The organism is Nitrosomonas communis, from assembly GCF_001007935.1.
Taxonomy (GTDB): Bacteria; Pseudomonadota; Gammaproteobacteria; order Burkholderiales; family Nitrosomonadaceae; genus Nitrosomonas; species Nitrosomonas communis.
Map to the genome: position 1 here is coordinate 213,703 of NZ_CP011451.1, position 15,199 is coordinate 228,901.

Sequence of the window (15,199 nt, forward strand, 5' to 3'; positions counted from 1 at the left end):
ATGAGTGCTGTACTACAAAATCTTGTAAACCAGCCTTACAAGCATGGTTTCGTCACAGAAATAGAATCAGATATTGCACCCAAAGGACTTAACGAAGAAATCATTCGATTGATTTCATCCAAGAAAAATGAGCCTGAATGGATGCTCACATTCAGATTGCAAGCTTATGAAAAATGGCTCAGCATGTCTGAACCACGTTGGCAAAATGTCGAATACCCAAAAATTGATTTTCAATCAATTAGTTATTACTCAGCGCCTAAGCCGAAGAAAAAGTTAGCAAGTATGGATGAAGTAGATCCCGAGTTGCTACGCACATTTGAGAAACTCGGCGTACCCATGCATGAACGAGCAGCGTTAGCGGGGGTTGCTGTGGATGTCATTTTTGACAGTGTATCCGTTGCAACGACTTATAAAGAAAAACTCGCCGAAGTCGGGATCATTTTTTGTTCGATTTCTGAAGCTGTTCAAACTCATCCAGAATTAGTTAAAAAATATCTTGGAACTGTCGTACCAGTTGGCGATAATTTCTATGCAGCTCTTAATTCAGCAGTATTTACCGATGGCTCATTTTGTTTTATCCCAAAGGGCGTTAAATGCCCAATGGATTTGTCAACTTACTTTCGTATCAATACTGAAGAATCAGGACAATTCGAGCGTACGCTCATTATTGCTGAAGAAGGTGCTTCGGTTTCTTATCTGGAAGGATGTACTGCACCCAAATTTGATACCAACCAATTACATGCAGCCGTCGTTGAGCTGATTGCGCTGGATAATGCCGAAATTAAATACTCGACTGTTCAAAACTGGTATGCAGGAGATGAAAAAGGCATTGGCGGTATTTATAATTTTGTTACTAAACGTGGGCTGGCGAAAGGGGCTAATTCGCGCATTTCCTGGACGCAAGTTGAGACTGGATCTGCTATTACCTGGAAGTACCCTTCCTGTATTTTACGTGGTGAAAATTCTGTGGGAGAGTTCTATTCAGTCGCTGTTACCAATAATTATCAGCAAGCCGACACTGGCACCAAAATGATTCATATCGGAAGAAATACGCGTAGCACTATTATTAGTAAAAGTATTTCAGCGGGAAACTCCAATAGTAGCTATCGCGGCTTGGTAAGAATTGCGCCTACAGCCGAGAATGCACGCAACTATTCACAATGTGATTCGATGCTCATTGGTAATCAATGCAGCGCAAATACATTTCCTTATATCCAGGTCAATAATAATAGCGCTAAAGTTGAGCATGAAGCCTCTACCTCAAAGATTGGTGAGGATCAACTTTTTTATTTTTTACAACGCGGGATTGATACTGAAGAAGCTGTATCAATGATTATCAACGGATTCTGTAAAGAAGTTTTTCAACAGTTGCCTATGGAATTTGCAGTTGAAGCAACCAAATTACTCAGTTTTAAATTAGAAGGGAGTGTCGGATGATCAATCAGAACAGTAAAACACTCCTTGAAGTACGTGGCTTACATGCTAATGTAAATGGTATTGAGATACTGAAAGGCGTTGATCTGACGGTCAAGAGTGGAGAAGTTCATGCCATCATGGGACTCAATGGATCTGGTAAAAGTACTTTTGCTAAAATTCTTGCTGGCCACCCTGCTTACGAGGTCACTGCCGGAACGATTATCTTCAACGATCAAAATCTTTTTGATCTTGAACCTGAAGAACGTGCTCGTGCCGGTGTATTTCTTGCATTTCAATATCCGATCGAAATACCAGGCGTCGCTAATAATCAATTCTTGCGGTTAGCATACAACACAGTTCAGTCCCAGCATGGCAAAGAAGAACTTGACCCGCTTGAATTTGATGATTTTGTACGCGAAAAAATGAAATTACTCGAAATGAGTCCAGATTTCCTGGATCGGAGCGTCAATGAAGGATTCTCAGGTGGAGAAAAGAAACGTAATGAGATTTTACAAATGGCATTACTTGAGCCAAAACTCGCCATTCTGGATGAAACAGATTCAGGGCTCGACATTGATGCGCTCAGGATTGTAGCTAATGGTGTAAATCAGCTTACCAATAAAGATAATGCTACTATTTTGGTGACGCATTACCAACGCTTGCTTGATTATATCGTGCCTGATTATGTTCATGTGATGGAAGCTGGACGAATCATCAAAACAAGCGGTAAAGAGCTTGCCAAGGAACTGGAAGCTCATGGTTATGATTGGATCAATACCGATGACCGTGGTAACACCGCTGGAGTACGGCCATGAGTACAGCGACTAGCCCTAGCTACCTCGACCACCTTGTTCAGTCATGGCAGAAACCATCAACTTCATCGTGGCTTGATCAGCTTCGCGCAAACGCGATGGATAGTGCTGGTGCACTTAGGATACCGACAACTCAAGATGAAGAATGGCGTTTTACTGATATTTCGCCCCTTAGTCAGCTGCCTTATCCGGTAGCCCCGACAACATTCAAAATACAGCTCTCGGATATTAAACATTACTATCTCGAAGAAGCCAGCTGTCGGCTGGTATTTGTAGATGGTCAATTTGTCCCCGAGTTATCACATATTGCTCATGATTCAGGTGCAATTATTGGCAATTTGTCATCGCTTCTTCCTACTCATGGGGATACGATTGCTCGTTACCTTGGTAAGTTGGCAGAATTTAAGAATGATGTGTTCACGGCGTTAAATACTGCTTTTCTTCGGGATAGCGCCTGTATCATTATTCCGACGAATAAGTCAGTAACAACGCCTATTCATTTGCTGTTCATATCCAGGCAAACTGAAGTTACCAGTTATCCTCGCTGTCTACTGATCGCCGAAGCGGGTAGTCATGCGACAATTATTGAGGATTATATTACTACTGAAGCAGCTTCTTATGTGACGAACTCAGTCGTTGAAATGAATCTTGCCGATAGTGCGCACATCAATCATACTCGTGTTCAGCGGGATAACCAGCAGGCTTTCCATATTGGGAATTGTACGGTATCCCTTGCTCATGCAAGCCGGTACCATTCAGTCAGCATAACGTTAGGAGCCTCTATTTCCCGTTATAACCTGAATGTGATATTGTCAGGTGAAGGCGCTGAATGCGCTACAGATGGATTGATATTGATTTCTGAACGTCAGCTCGCCGATACTCATACATTTATCGATCATGCGAAACCGCATGGCAAGAGTCGGCAGCTCCATAAATGTATTGTTGATGGCATGGCACATGGGGTATTTAATGGCAAAATCATGGTACGCCCGTATGCTCAGTTAACGGATTCAGCACAATTAAGCCGCAATCTTTTACTGACCAATAAAGCCCGTATTGATACCAAACCACAACTTGAAATATTCGCTGATGATGTCAAATGCGCGCATGGCGCCACAGTAGGCCAACTCGATAAAGAAGAAATTTTCTACCTAAAGAGCCGCGGTCTGTCTGATTTGGCAGCACGTAATTTGCTAACCTATGCATTTGGTGGCGAAGTTATTGACCGTATTCCTATTTCTTCCCTTAAAAGGCAACTCGAAGAAGTCGTCCTTGCAAGAACACAGATATCTTGAAACATGAAAATTGTTGATGCATTACTAGACATGAATACTTCCCCAACTTCAGAGTTGGCAGCACGATATCGTGCCGATTTTCCCATTCTCAATCTCAAAGTAAACGATAAACCACTTGTTTATCTGGATAACGCTGCATCAAGTCAAATGCCTCAATCAGTCATTGATCGTCTGATACGGTATCAAACAACTCAGCATGCTAATATCCATCGGGCAGTGCACTACCTATCTGAGATAGCCACACGGGAATATGAAACGGCCCGACGCACCTTGCAGCATTTTATCAATGCACGTGAAGATAGAGAAATCATCTTTACCAGCGGTACAACAGATGCCATTAATCTAGTGATGCATGGTTATGGTCGCAAGTTTATTCAGAGTGGTGATGAAATTATTTTAACGAACCTAGAGCATCACTCAAACATTGTGCCATGGCAAATGCTGGCGGAAGAAAAAGGTGCAACCATTCGTGTCGTACCGATTAATGACGCGGGCGAGCTATTAGTTGATGAATATGAAAAGCTATTTAATCCTCGAACTCGCTTTGTTGCATTAACGCATGTATCGAATGCACTGGGCACCATCAATCCGATTAAAAGCATGATTGCTTTTGCCCACCAGCAAGGCGTACCGGTTTTGATCGATGGCGCACAAGCTGCTCCCCATATGAAAGTCGATGTGCAAGATCTGGATTGTGATTTCTATGCTTTTTCTGGTCACAAATTATGCGGCCCAACAGGAATAGGCATCCTCTATGGTAAAGCCAAGTTGCTGGAATCCATGCAGCCTTTCAAAGGAGGAGGTGATATGATTGCTTCGGTAACCTTTGAAAAAACGACCTACAACACCATTCCGTATAAATTTGAAGCAGGCACTCCTCCTATTGCTGCTGCGATTGGCTTTGGTGCCGCAATAGAGTATTTATCGAAGATCGGGTTAGATGCAATTGCAGCTTATGAGCATGAACTGCTTAATTACGCAACCGAACAGATCATAACTATACCCGGTGTCCACATTATAGGTAATACACGGACTAAAGTTGCTGTCTTGTCATTCATCATTGATGGCGTTCACCCTCATGATGTGGGAACACTGCTTAATCAAGAAGGAATCGCTGTACGCACGGGTCACCATTGCGCACAACCCATTATGCAGCGCTTCAAAATACCTGCTACCTCACGCGCCTCCTTTGCGTTTTATAATACTAAGGCAGAAATTAATACTTTGGTAGAAGGTATTCATTCTATACAAAAGGTTTTCTCATAATGAATTTAAAATCAATTTATCAGGAAGTGATCCTTGATCATAATCGCAAGCCCCGCAACTACGGTACGCTTGATAATGCAAATCACCATGCGGTAGGGCACAATCCTTTATGCGGTGATCGCATTGATCTTGCGTTGCATGTGGAAGGAGAGCACATTGATCGTATTGCTTTTCATGGAGAATCATGCGCTATATGTAAAGCATCTGCTTCAATGATGACAGCGACTGTCAAAGGGAAATCACGGTCAGAAGCAGAAACTTTAATAACAGAATTTCGGGAAATGGCAGTGGGTAATCTTGATCTTTCGGGACCTCACCACCTTGGGAGACTAGCTGTTTTTGCTGGCGTACGTGATCTACCTACACGGGTCAAATGCGCAATTCTGCCTTGGCATACTTTGCAAGCTGCATTGAATTCTAATGCTATCGTATCGACTGAAACAGCAGAAGATTCAATCCATGCTGCTAACAGTAAGGCCTAACCCCAAAAAACCAGATATCGCATAATAAAACACTACCAAAACAGTTAAAACAAAATGCCAAAAATAGCTGAAATAGAAGGTACCCCTAACCCAAATGCTTTGAAGTTTGTTCTGAAAGAACCGCTTACCTGGGGTATAAGTCATTCCTATGACAGCGCTGAGCAAGCAAAGGATGATCCATTGGCATCAGCTTTGTTCGATATAGATCATGTTACCAATGTCTTCTATGTTGACCGCTGGATTACGATTACTCAAGATGGAGAAGCTGACTGGCAAGATCTTGCACGCGCTGTTGCTGATCCAATTAGGGCTGCACCAGCGGCTCATGCGCAATCCGCTGAGACGGTAGCAACAGCCAATGAACTATTGACTAACTTGAGCCCTGAAGATCAGCAACGACTGGAGCGTATCAATATATTATTAGATGAGGAAGTACGTCCTTACTTACAAAATGATGGCGGTGATCTTCATATATTGAGCCTGGAAGAGAATATTCTGAAAATTCATTATCAAGGGGCATGTGGCACTTGCCCTAGCTCGATTTCTGGAACGCTCAGAGGAATTGAGCGATTGTTAAAAACAATTGAGCCGGATATCGTGCTTGTTTCCGCTTGAGAAAATATAAGTAACGTGAGTTTTAAACATAAAGAAAACATAAGGATCATATCACAGCAGGCTTTCCCTGCCATGGTGTGATCCTTAGTCAAAGTCACGTTAAATCTATCGTCACCATCATGGTGTTGAACAAGCTAAGCTGCTCCAGTCTGCAAAATAATGCACTTAAAGCAACTCATCCTAACTCAAAAGGAATCAATAAATTAGTCTCTTAATACCTTGAAGGTGACTTAAAAGGATAAGCATCTTCTAGGCATTAACTGCTTTCACCATATCCTCTACCACTTTTTTGGCATCGCCAAACACCATCATCGTCTTGTCCATATAGAACAAATCATTATCAAGGCCAGCGTAACCTGCAGCCATACTACGTTTTACGACTATTACGGTACGAGCCTTGTGTGACTCTAGAATAGGCATACCATAGATGGGACTGCCCGGCACATTTGCGGCTGGATTGACCACGTCATTTGCCCCTAGTACCAGCACCACATCAGTATTAGGAAAATCACTGTTGATCTCCTCCATCTCCAGAACTTGTTCATACGGTATTTCTGCCTCAGCAAGAAGTACATTCATATGCCCTGGCATACGGCCCGCAACGGGATGGATAGCAAAACGAACATTTACGCCTTTTTCATGCAAAACTTCGGCAAGCTCATTGACTGCGTGTTGCGCACGAGCAACGGCCAGACCATACCCCGGAACAATAATAACGCTATCAGCATTGCTCATCAGGAAGGCAGCATCCTCAGCACTTCCACTGCGATAGGTTTTCTGTGTTCCATCCGCGGCTCCTTGGCTGCCGCCCTCACTACCAAAGCCTCCCAGGATGACGGAAAGAAAAGGACGGTTCATGGCTTTGCACATAATATACGACAGAATTGCGCCAGAACTGCCTACCAACGAGCCAGCAATGATCAGCATCGGATTACCTAGCGAAAAGCCGATACCCGCCGCGGCCCAGCCTGAATAGGAATTCAGCATGGAAATGACCACCGGCATATCTGCTCCCCCAATAGGAATAATGATGAGGAATCCGAGTATGAAAGCAATCGCTGTCATGGTGATAAATGCTGGCCAGTTAGTCGTCTCACTGAAAAAGAACCATAAACCGAAGCCAATCATGACCAGGGCTAACGTCAGATTGATCATGTGTTGCCCAGTGAAAATAACTGGAGCGCCACTCATGCGGCCAGACAATTTAAGAAAAGCAATGACAGAGCCAGACCAGGTCATGGCACCGATAAACGTCCCCAAAAATAACTCCAGCTTGCTACCAGCTGGCAACATCTCAGGCAGGCCAAATGAAACAGGATTATTAACAGCGGCAATAGCGATGAACACTGCGGCCAAACCTACCAGCGAGTGCATGAAAGCAACCAGTTCCGGCATTGCGGTCATCTGGACGCGCTGCGCTACGATAGAACCTATTATCGCTCCGATTGCGATACAACCGAGTATCAATGTCCAATTCTGGGTAATGGTCAAAGTAGTGCCAACGGCTATCGTCATCCCAACCATTCCAAACAAATTACCACGCCGGGCAGAAAGGGGGGAACTAAGCCCTTTCAGCGCCAGTATGAAAAAAATCGCTGCAACCAGATAAGCGAGAGCAATCAAATCAGCAGACATTTAGGCGCTTCCTTTTTTATCTTTTTTTCTGAACATTTCCAGCATGCGTTGTGTGACAAGGAATCCACCAAATACATTAATGGAGGCAAGAACGACAGCCGCCCCCCCCAGCCAGACCCCCCAGTCGGTTTCAGCAGGCCCTGCAGCCAGCATGGCGCCTACTAAAATAATACTAGAAATGGCATTAGTTACTGACATCAGCGGTGTATGTAACGCAGGGGTTACATTCCAGACCACGTGATAGCCAACAAAAACCGCCAACACGAATACCGTGAGATGAATTATCGTTGGATCAATTTCACCGATCATGTGTGCTCCTCTTGAATTCTTAACTTTTATTGATATTAAAGCGCGCATCAAAACAATAGATTACTCTTTGTCTCATGCTTTCTTGACAACCTGCCCCTCCGAACATACCAATGTTCCGGCAATAATCTCATCTTCTTGGTTAATTTTGAGCTCCCCGCTCTTGGCATCAAGCATTAAATTAAGAAAATTCATAAGATTACGTGCATAAAGCGCGCTTGCATCTGCGGCAACCAGACCCGGAAGATTCGCAATACCGATGAGATGAACACCATGTTTTACCACAGTTTTATTCAGCTCTGATAAGGGGCAGTTTCCGCCTGCCTCCACCGCCATATCCACTATCACTGAACCAGGTTTCATCGCTTGAACCGTTTCTTCTTTTATTAAAACTGGCGCTGGACGCCCGGGGATCAAAGCAGTCGTAATGATAATATCAGCCGCAACAGCTCTTTGATGAATTAATTCACCCTGCCGACGCTTGTAATCATCCGACATTTCAGTAGCATAGCCACCGGCTGTTTCAGCCTTCGCTTTTTCTTCGTCCGTTAACGGAACCTCAACAAATTTAGCACCCAAGCTTTCAACTTGTTCCTTAACTGCAGGACGCACATCAAAAGCTTCTACCACTGCTCCCAGCCGTTTAGCCGTGGCAATCGCCTGCAATCCGGCTACCCCTGCTCCTAATATTAATACTCTTGCTGCTTTCACGGTTCCTGCAGCTGTCATCAGCATAGGAAAAAATTTCTGATAAACATTGGCAGCGATAATGACTGCTTTATATCCACCAATATTCGCCTGAGAAGACAGCACATCCATACTTTGTGCACGTGAAATACGCGGTAGTTTCTCCATGGCAAACGCAGTCAAGCCATGTTGAGCGAGCACCTCGATTCCTTCCACTTGATGGGGTGACAACAAACCAATCAGAATCGCATCCTTGCGCATTAGCGCCACTTCATCAGCTCCGGGGCCACGCACCTTCAGGATAATTTGTGATTGACCATATAATTGTGATACATCGTTAACGATCACTGCACCCGCTTCTTGGTAGGCAGCATCAGGAATACTTGCACCAGCACCTGCGCCAGATTGAACCAGAACAGTGTGAAAACCCTTGGCAGTATATTTTTTAACCGTCTCCGGCGTAGCTGCTACACGTGTTTCTCCCGCATTAATTTCTGCAGGTATGCCTATGTGCATCGATTATCTCCCTTATCCTCTATTCAAACTTGAAAATACCAAATGCTTTGCATAACTTTTCTCGAATGCGAGATTATAAATGAATCTTGATGAATACATTGCTTTGATTGAAGCTTATACATAATTTATCTGTGAACCTATCTATACGTTAGAGCGTTATTGTCTTATATATTCAAAGGCAATAAACACCATGATAAGCTACGCCGCTTTTATTCTTAATTGAAATTTTTCAGGCAACGACCTAACCATTGACTGGTTAATTTTTCCTGTACGCTATTTTGGCGCAAGCGTGACGATAAACTACTAAAATCAACCCAATCTAATGGCTGATCTTGATTGAAACATGAAAAAACGTAAGTAATCTCACCCGTTTCAGGATCTTTATGCGGCTGCAAACATTGGGCACAAATTTCCTTCATCATACATTGCATCGGGGAATTGATAGAACCAATAGCAAAGTGATTTTTTTTCAAATAGGGCTGCAGCTGATGATGACGCGCATAACCCACCGCCGCCATCATTCGATCAGAACCAATCGCAATGATACGATCAGCATCTGCCAGGGATATAGGCTGTGCACCGAGTGCACCGCTGCCATAAGCTACCATTGCCTGCACAATATTGCCAACGAAATTAAAATCACCTGGCCTGGAAGGTGCAAATCCAGGCGCTTCATCACAACACCACACAATAGTGTCTGCCGCGGCCTCAATTTCAGCCACTTTATAACGATCAACCAGTTTTTTGTAGCCAGCAAAATACAAAACCCGGCATCCTGCAGCACGTGCAGCAGCGCCAATAGAGAATAACACCGCATTGCCAAGTCCTCCTCCCACTAGGACGAGTGTCTCATTTGGCAGAATTTCGGTAGGCGTACCTGTAGGTCCCATCAGCACAACCGGTTCGCCTGGCTTAAGCAAAGTAAACAAATTCGCTGACCCCCCCATTTCGAGCGCAATCAGAGAAATAAGCCCACTCGAAAAATCTACCGATGCTCCTGTCAATGCGATGCCCTCCATCGCTAGTCGGGTGTTTTCTATCATAGGAGCCAATGTCACAAAATTCTGGAAGCGGAAAAATTGCCCGGGATGAAAATGTCTTGCTGCCATAGGTGCGCGCACGACCACTTCGATAATATTAGGTGTCAGCCTTTCCACTTTATGTACGGTCGGTCTCAATTGATGATTCATTTCAGCAAAAAACTGAGCATTCAATTGAGCCGAAGCCGGCGTAACACGTTCAAGCACGCGACTGACAATGGGATAACCTTGTTTGGCGCTTGACATGGCTTTAACTACATTACCTGAATAAGACGGGTGCAAATCACCAAAGAAACTGATAAAACGCCCATCATCACAGTGGCTCAGCAAGACCGCTGGTGCCTCTGGCTTAGGATTACCCCTTGTCAAGCTAACTGAATTCCCCTGATCATCGCAAGCTGCAAAATAGCGTTCATTCAATTTGAAATACTTCTCATCTTCTCTGGCAAGGACGGTATTCGGCTGGGTACCAGCGGCGACCAGAATGGCACGGGCGGGCAAATCAACTTCCTTGATTTTTTGCCATTGTCCTGCCTCATTTACTGTTTGAGCAGAAAATCTAATCGACTGGGTATGCTCCCATTGATCGACATCAACTCGCAACGGCGTCAGTCCTTCAGCAAACCAAATCCCTTCCTCCATTGCTTTCTCAACCTCTTCATGATTCAGCGTATAAGAAGGGCTGTCAATTAATCGCTTACGATACGCAATGGTAGCCCCGCCCCATGATTGCAATAGCTTCAGAATATCCGGTGCTCGCTCTTCCTTAGTTGCCTGTGCACGCTCGGCACGAATCGCTCGTGCGTGTGCCAAGAACTCCTCAGCAATTTGCCGCTCTTCTTCATCCCAGCGATTGCGAACGGCAGTTTCTCCCTGTTCTGAAGCAAGTAACTCATAACGCTGTAAAAATTTCTCAACCTGGACCGGATAGTAAGCCAAAGCTTCCGTAGCCGCATCGATCGCAGTAAGCCCGCCACCAATCACTACAACAGGCAAGCGCAACTGCACGTTAGCGATAGAATCAGCCTGTGCTGCACCGGATAGCTGAAGTGCCATTAGAAAATCGGAAGCTGCGCGCACACCACGTGCCAAGCCATTGGGTAAATCAAGAATAGTTGGACGCCCAGCGCCTGCGGCAAGCGCGATATGATCAAAACCCAAAGCCAGCGCATCATCTACTGTCATAGTACCGCCAAAGCGTACCCCACCATAAAGCGCAAATTCTGGCCGTCGCTCCAGTAAGAGACGAATTAATTGAAGAAAATTCTTATCCCAGCGCACGGTGATACCGTATTCGGCCACTCCACCAAAACCACCTGGGATACGTTCATTCAAATCGACACGGAGCATATTGGTATCATAAATAGCATTAAAGGATATACGCTCTCCATGCAGACCGACTCCGGAAATCTCTGCCGGTAATGGCTCAATCTTGAGACCATCTACTCCCACTACGGTATGACCATCGTTCATCAAATGGTGTGCCAGAGTATAGCCAGCAGGCCCCATTCCCACCACCAGAACTTTCTTACCGGTAGCTGGTCTGGGTAGCGGCCTGCGTAAATTAAGGGGATTCCAGCGCGTAAGCAAGCTGTATATCTCAAATCCCCACGGTAATTCGAGCACATCTTTAAGGGTGCGCGTCTCTGCTTGCGGAATATCTACCGGATCCTGTTTCTGATAAATGCAGGATTTCATGCAGTCATTACAAATACGATGCCCCGTGCCTGCGCACATTGGGTTGTCCAGTACAATCATGGCTAAGCTGCCAATCGCCACTCCCTGCGACTTGAGTTTATGGAATTCCGAAATCCGCTCTTCCAAGGGGCAGCCCGTGAGTAATGCTCCTAACTCACTTTTCTTGAAAGCAGCGGGTTCTTCGGCACTTTTAGGTTTGACTTTGAATCCTTTTGAGCAGGAATCCTTACCTTGTTCATGACACCAGATACAATAATTGGTCTCATCCAAAGCGCCCACCAGGTCGGTACCGTTATCAGTCAGAGAAAATCCTTCACGCTGACGAAGATGCTCAAGACGGTGGACAGTATAACCGGCATGATCATCGGTTACCATTGACAACAAGTGCAGATAATCGAGTTTTTCTGGAGATTTGAATAACACGCCTTGCTGGGTATGCGCTTGCCCTTTAGGCGTGCGTAATGCCCAAGCCGCATAGTGCAACGCATCATTTATGCGGACTGCGTTGTTTGCTTCATCCTCTAACCATCGGGCCACGTGTGTTGCAAACACCAACTCAGAAAAAGGCTCGCCAAACTCTTCTTCGAGTTTCTTTTCTAGAGCATTAGCGTCTATGGTTGGTAATACTTCATCGCTCACCTTAGTTTTGGCACGACGTTGCACAAATTGCCGCTTACAGAAATAAAGCGGGGCAAGTTCATGATGACGCGCTGCAAGCACACGCACTTCCTTGTCTATACCAAATAACTGTGCAATGAAATCCTCCATCCACGGAGCAAGCTCAATCAGAAAAGCAGATTCATCTTTGAGTGACAAGCTATCCGGATGGAGGCGCGCCAGCTCCAAGCGTTTACACAGACCAGCATCACCTGCTTGCAGAAAGTCAAGAAATGCTTGATCCAGCTTGACTAAACCATCACGGCAATACAAATCCGCAAAAACCATCCCAAATTTAAGATCAGGAATAATAACTTCTACTGATGGTTTGCTACGCATTAATGCTGAATTTGTCATAATTGTTTATTGATATTTTTATAGCAAAAAAAAATAGAGGACTCAGGGTGAAAAATGAAGTCGATTGCTTAAGACCGGCTCAAGCTAATTTTGAATAAAAAATGATATGGGTGCTACTTTTTCACTATCGTAAGATTCTGTTTATTCCCAAAAAGCGTATCTAGCAAATCATGCCGGCTGCGACGGTATTATTGCTCGTTTCATCAATAATAATGAAGCTACCGGTAGCACGATTATGAGCATAATTGTCAAATACAATTGGCTGCTGCACTTTCATCACCACCCGTGCGATATCATTCATTTTCAAGGAATCTGTTGTCTCATGATCGAGCGTATTGACATCCACACGATAGTCAATCTGACTTACCATTCCTTTGATCATACGCGTCGTGTGCTTGACGATATACTTACGGCGAGAATCAAGTTGCTGTTCAGATAGCCAGCATAGCATCGCAGCAAATTCCTTCTTGATTTGTGGCTGCTCAGCAGCTTTTACTAACATATCCCCACGAGAAATATCTAAGTGATCTTCAATAGTCAGTGTGACAGATTGGGGTGCAAATGCATCCTCAAAAGAATGCTTGTACAAAAGGATTTCTTTAATGCGTGAAGATAATCCAGAAGGAAGAATCGCCACTTCATCACCCACACGAATTGAGCCTGATTCAATTCGTCCCATGTATCCACGGAAATCGTGCAATTCTTCAGTTTGTGGACGACAAACCCATTGCACAGGAAAGCGGAAATCATCGGTATTGACATCATGCTCAATATCGATATTTTCCAGCAAATCCATCAATGTCGTGCCTTCATACCAAGTCAACTTGTCGCCTCTTTCAACCACCATATCCCCGTTCAAGGCAGACATGGGAACATATTCAATATTACGTAAACGAAGCCCCTGGGCAAAAGAAGCAAAATCATTACGAATTCGCTCGTATACCTCGCGTGAATACCCCACCAAATCCATTTTATTAATGGCCACGACTAAATGAGGAATCCCTACCAAACTGGCAAGATAAGCATGGCGACGAGATTGCGTAAGTACACCTTTGCGTGCATCAATCAAAATAATCGCCAGATTAGCAGTAGATGCACCCGTAACCATATTTCGGGTATATTGCTCATGGCCAGGGGTATCGGCAATGATGAACTTACGTTTTGGCGTCGCAAAATAACGATAGGCCACATCGATCGTTATCCCTTGCTCCCGCTCTGCTTGTAAACCATCAGTTAATAAAGAAAGATCAACCGATTGCATCCCGCGTCTATTAGAACTACGCGCAATAGAGCTCAACTGATCCTCAAAAATCGATTTGGAGTCATGCAACAAACGCCCAATCAGAGTGCTTTTCCCGTCATCCACACTCCCAGCAGTGATAAAACGCAACAGTTCGGCACGATCAAGCCTTACATTTTTAACTTCTGACATTTGGTAATAGCCTTTGACAAGTGATTCTTAAAATAGAAATGGTTTCTGTTTTTTCAACGAGCAAACTGAATTAGAAATACCCTTCTTTTTTGCGCAATTCCATAGAGGCTTCTGAAGTCTGATCATCCATACGCGTGGCACCACGCTCAGTTATACGTGTCATAGCGGTTTCGACGATAATTTCATTTATATTCTTAGCCTGAGAAATAACTGGGCAGGTACAGCTCATATCACCTACGGTGCGAAAACGCACCATCATTTTTTCTATGCGTTCCCCCTCTCTGGGCTGGACCAGATGTGATACTGGCAACAAACCGCTATCACGCGGAATAACCTCACGCCAATGAGAAAAATAGATAGAAGGCACTTCCAGCTGCTCGCGCTCAATATATTCCCACACATCTAACTCGGTCCAATTACTAATGGGGAAAACACGAATGTTTTCTCCTGGATGGGTGCGTGTATTGTAAAGACTCCATAGTTCGGGTCGCTGGTTTTTAGGATCCCATTGACCAAATTCATCGCGAAATGAAAATATACGCTCCTTGGCACGCGCTTTTTCCTCATCACGACGTGCTCCACCAATGCAAGCATCAAGACGTAATTCCGCAATGGCATCCAATAAGGTAATGGATTGAAATGGGTTACGGCTTTGGTTTTCAGAGCGCAACACGACTCTACCTTGTTTGATAGAATCCTCCATACTGCGTATAATCAAGCGCTCACCTAACTCTTTGGCCCGATGATTACGAAACTCAATTACCTCGGGGAAATTGTGTTCGGTATCAATATGTAATAACGGGAAAGGAAAGCGTCCTGGCCGAAAGGCTTTTTCAGCCAATCTGAGCAAAACGATGGAATCTTTTCCTCCGGAGAATAATAATGCAGGATTAGTACATTCGGCCGCTACTTCCCGCATAATATGAATGGCTTCGCTTTCTAAGGCATCCAAGTGGGTAAAAGTTCGATGACTCATTCTTCTTTA

Annotated in this window: 12 protein-coding genes; 6 read left to right on the top strand and 6 right to left on the bottom strand. The window is 44.5% G+C overall.

All coding sequences use genetic code 11. The features are described from left to right. From sufB to AAW31_RS00945, 6 genes are read left to right on the top strand one after another with little or no spacing between them, the layout of a single operon-like run. Positions 1 to 1,437 carry a Fe-S cluster assembly protein SufB gene (sufB, locus tag AAW31_RS00920; protein WP_046848803.1) on the top strand — a complete coding sequence of 479 codons (1,437 nt, stop codon included), beginning with the start codon at positions 1 to 3 and terminating at the stop codon, positions 1,435 to 1,437. Continuing rightward, positions 1,434 to 2,231 carry a Fe-S cluster assembly ATPase SufC gene (gene sufC, locus AAW31_RS00925; protein WP_046848804.1) on the top strand — a complete coding sequence of 266 codons (798 nt, stop codon included), beginning with the start codon at positions 1,434 to 1,436 and terminating at the stop codon, positions 2,229 to 2,231. The genes sufB and sufC overlap by 4 nt, the downstream gene beginning before the upstream one ends. Next, entirely contained in the window at positions 2,228 to 3,523 is a 1,296-nt protein-coding gene (gene sufD, locus AAW31_RS00930; protein ID WP_046848805.1) for a Fe-S cluster assembly protein SufD, read from the top strand. Before sufC ends, sufD begins: the two co-directional genes overlap by 4 nt. A 3-nt stretch (positions 3,524 to 3,526) precedes the next feature. Then, on the top strand, positions 3,527 to 4,789 hold the full coding sequence (locus tag AAW31_RS00935) for a cysteine desulfurase (protein ID WP_046848806.1): 1,263 nt from the start codon (positions 3,527 to 3,529) through the stop codon (positions 4,787 to 4,789). Next, positions 4,789 to 5,271 carry a Fe-S cluster assembly sulfur transfer protein SufU gene (gene sufU, locus AAW31_RS00940; protein WP_046848807.1) on the top strand — a complete coding sequence of 161 codons (483 nt, stop codon included), beginning with the start codon at positions 4,789 to 4,791 and terminating at the stop codon, positions 5,269 to 5,271. Before AAW31_RS00935 ends, sufU begins: the two co-directional genes overlap by 1 nt. A gap of 54 nt (positions 5,272 to 5,325) precedes the next feature. Then, positions 5,326 to 5,886: a NifU family protein gene (locus AAW31_RS00945; protein WP_046848808.1), complete on the top strand. Its 561-nt coding sequence runs from the start codon at positions 5,326 to 5,328 to the stop codon at positions 5,884 to 5,886. Positions 5,887 to 6,135: 249 nt separating this feature from the next. Here the strand turns inward: AAW31_RS00945 and AAW31_RS00950 are convergent, their stop codons facing one another. From AAW31_RS00950 to cysD, 6 genes are all read right to left on the bottom strand, one after another. Further along, on the bottom strand, positions 6,136 to 7,521 hold the full coding sequence (locus AAW31_RS00950) for an NAD(P)(+) transhydrogenase (Re/Si-specific) subunit beta (RefSeq protein WP_046848809.1): 1,386 nt from the start codon (positions 7,519 to 7,521) through the stop codon (positions 6,136 to 6,138). Beyond that, a complete protein-coding gene (locus tag AAW31_RS00955) occupies positions 7,522 to 7,830 on the bottom strand; it encodes a proton-translocating transhydrogenase family protein (RefSeq protein WP_046848810.1) in 309 nt (102 codons plus the stop codon). Between the two features lie 72 nt (positions 7,831 to 7,902). Beyond that, entirely contained in the window at positions 7,903 to 9,030 is a 1,128-nt protein-coding gene (locus AAW31_RS00960; RefSeq protein ID WP_046848811.1) for a Re/Si-specific NAD(P)(+) transhydrogenase subunit alpha, read from the bottom strand. A gap of 215 nt (positions 9,031 to 9,245) precedes the next feature. Continuing rightward, on the bottom strand, positions 9,246 to 12,782 hold the full coding sequence (locus tag AAW31_RS00965; RefSeq protein WP_046848812.1) for an FAD-dependent oxidoreductase: 3,537 nt from the start codon (positions 12,780 to 12,782) through the stop codon (positions 9,246 to 9,248). Positions 12,783 to 12,942: 160 nt separating this feature from the next. Next, positions 12,943 to 14,214: a sulfate adenylyltransferase subunit CysN gene (gene cysN / locus AAW31_RS00970; RefSeq protein WP_046848813.1), complete on the bottom strand. Its 1,272-nt coding sequence runs from the start codon at positions 14,212 to 14,214 to the stop codon at positions 12,943 to 12,945. Between the two features lie 70 nt (positions 14,215 to 14,284). Continuing rightward, positions 14,285 to 15,190: a sulfate adenylyltransferase subunit CysD gene (gene cysD / locus AAW31_RS00975; protein WP_046848814.1), complete on the bottom strand. Its 906-nt coding sequence runs from the start codon at positions 15,188 to 15,190 to the stop codon at positions 14,285 to 14,287. Between the last annotated feature and the right edge of the window lie 9 nt (positions 15,191 to 15,199).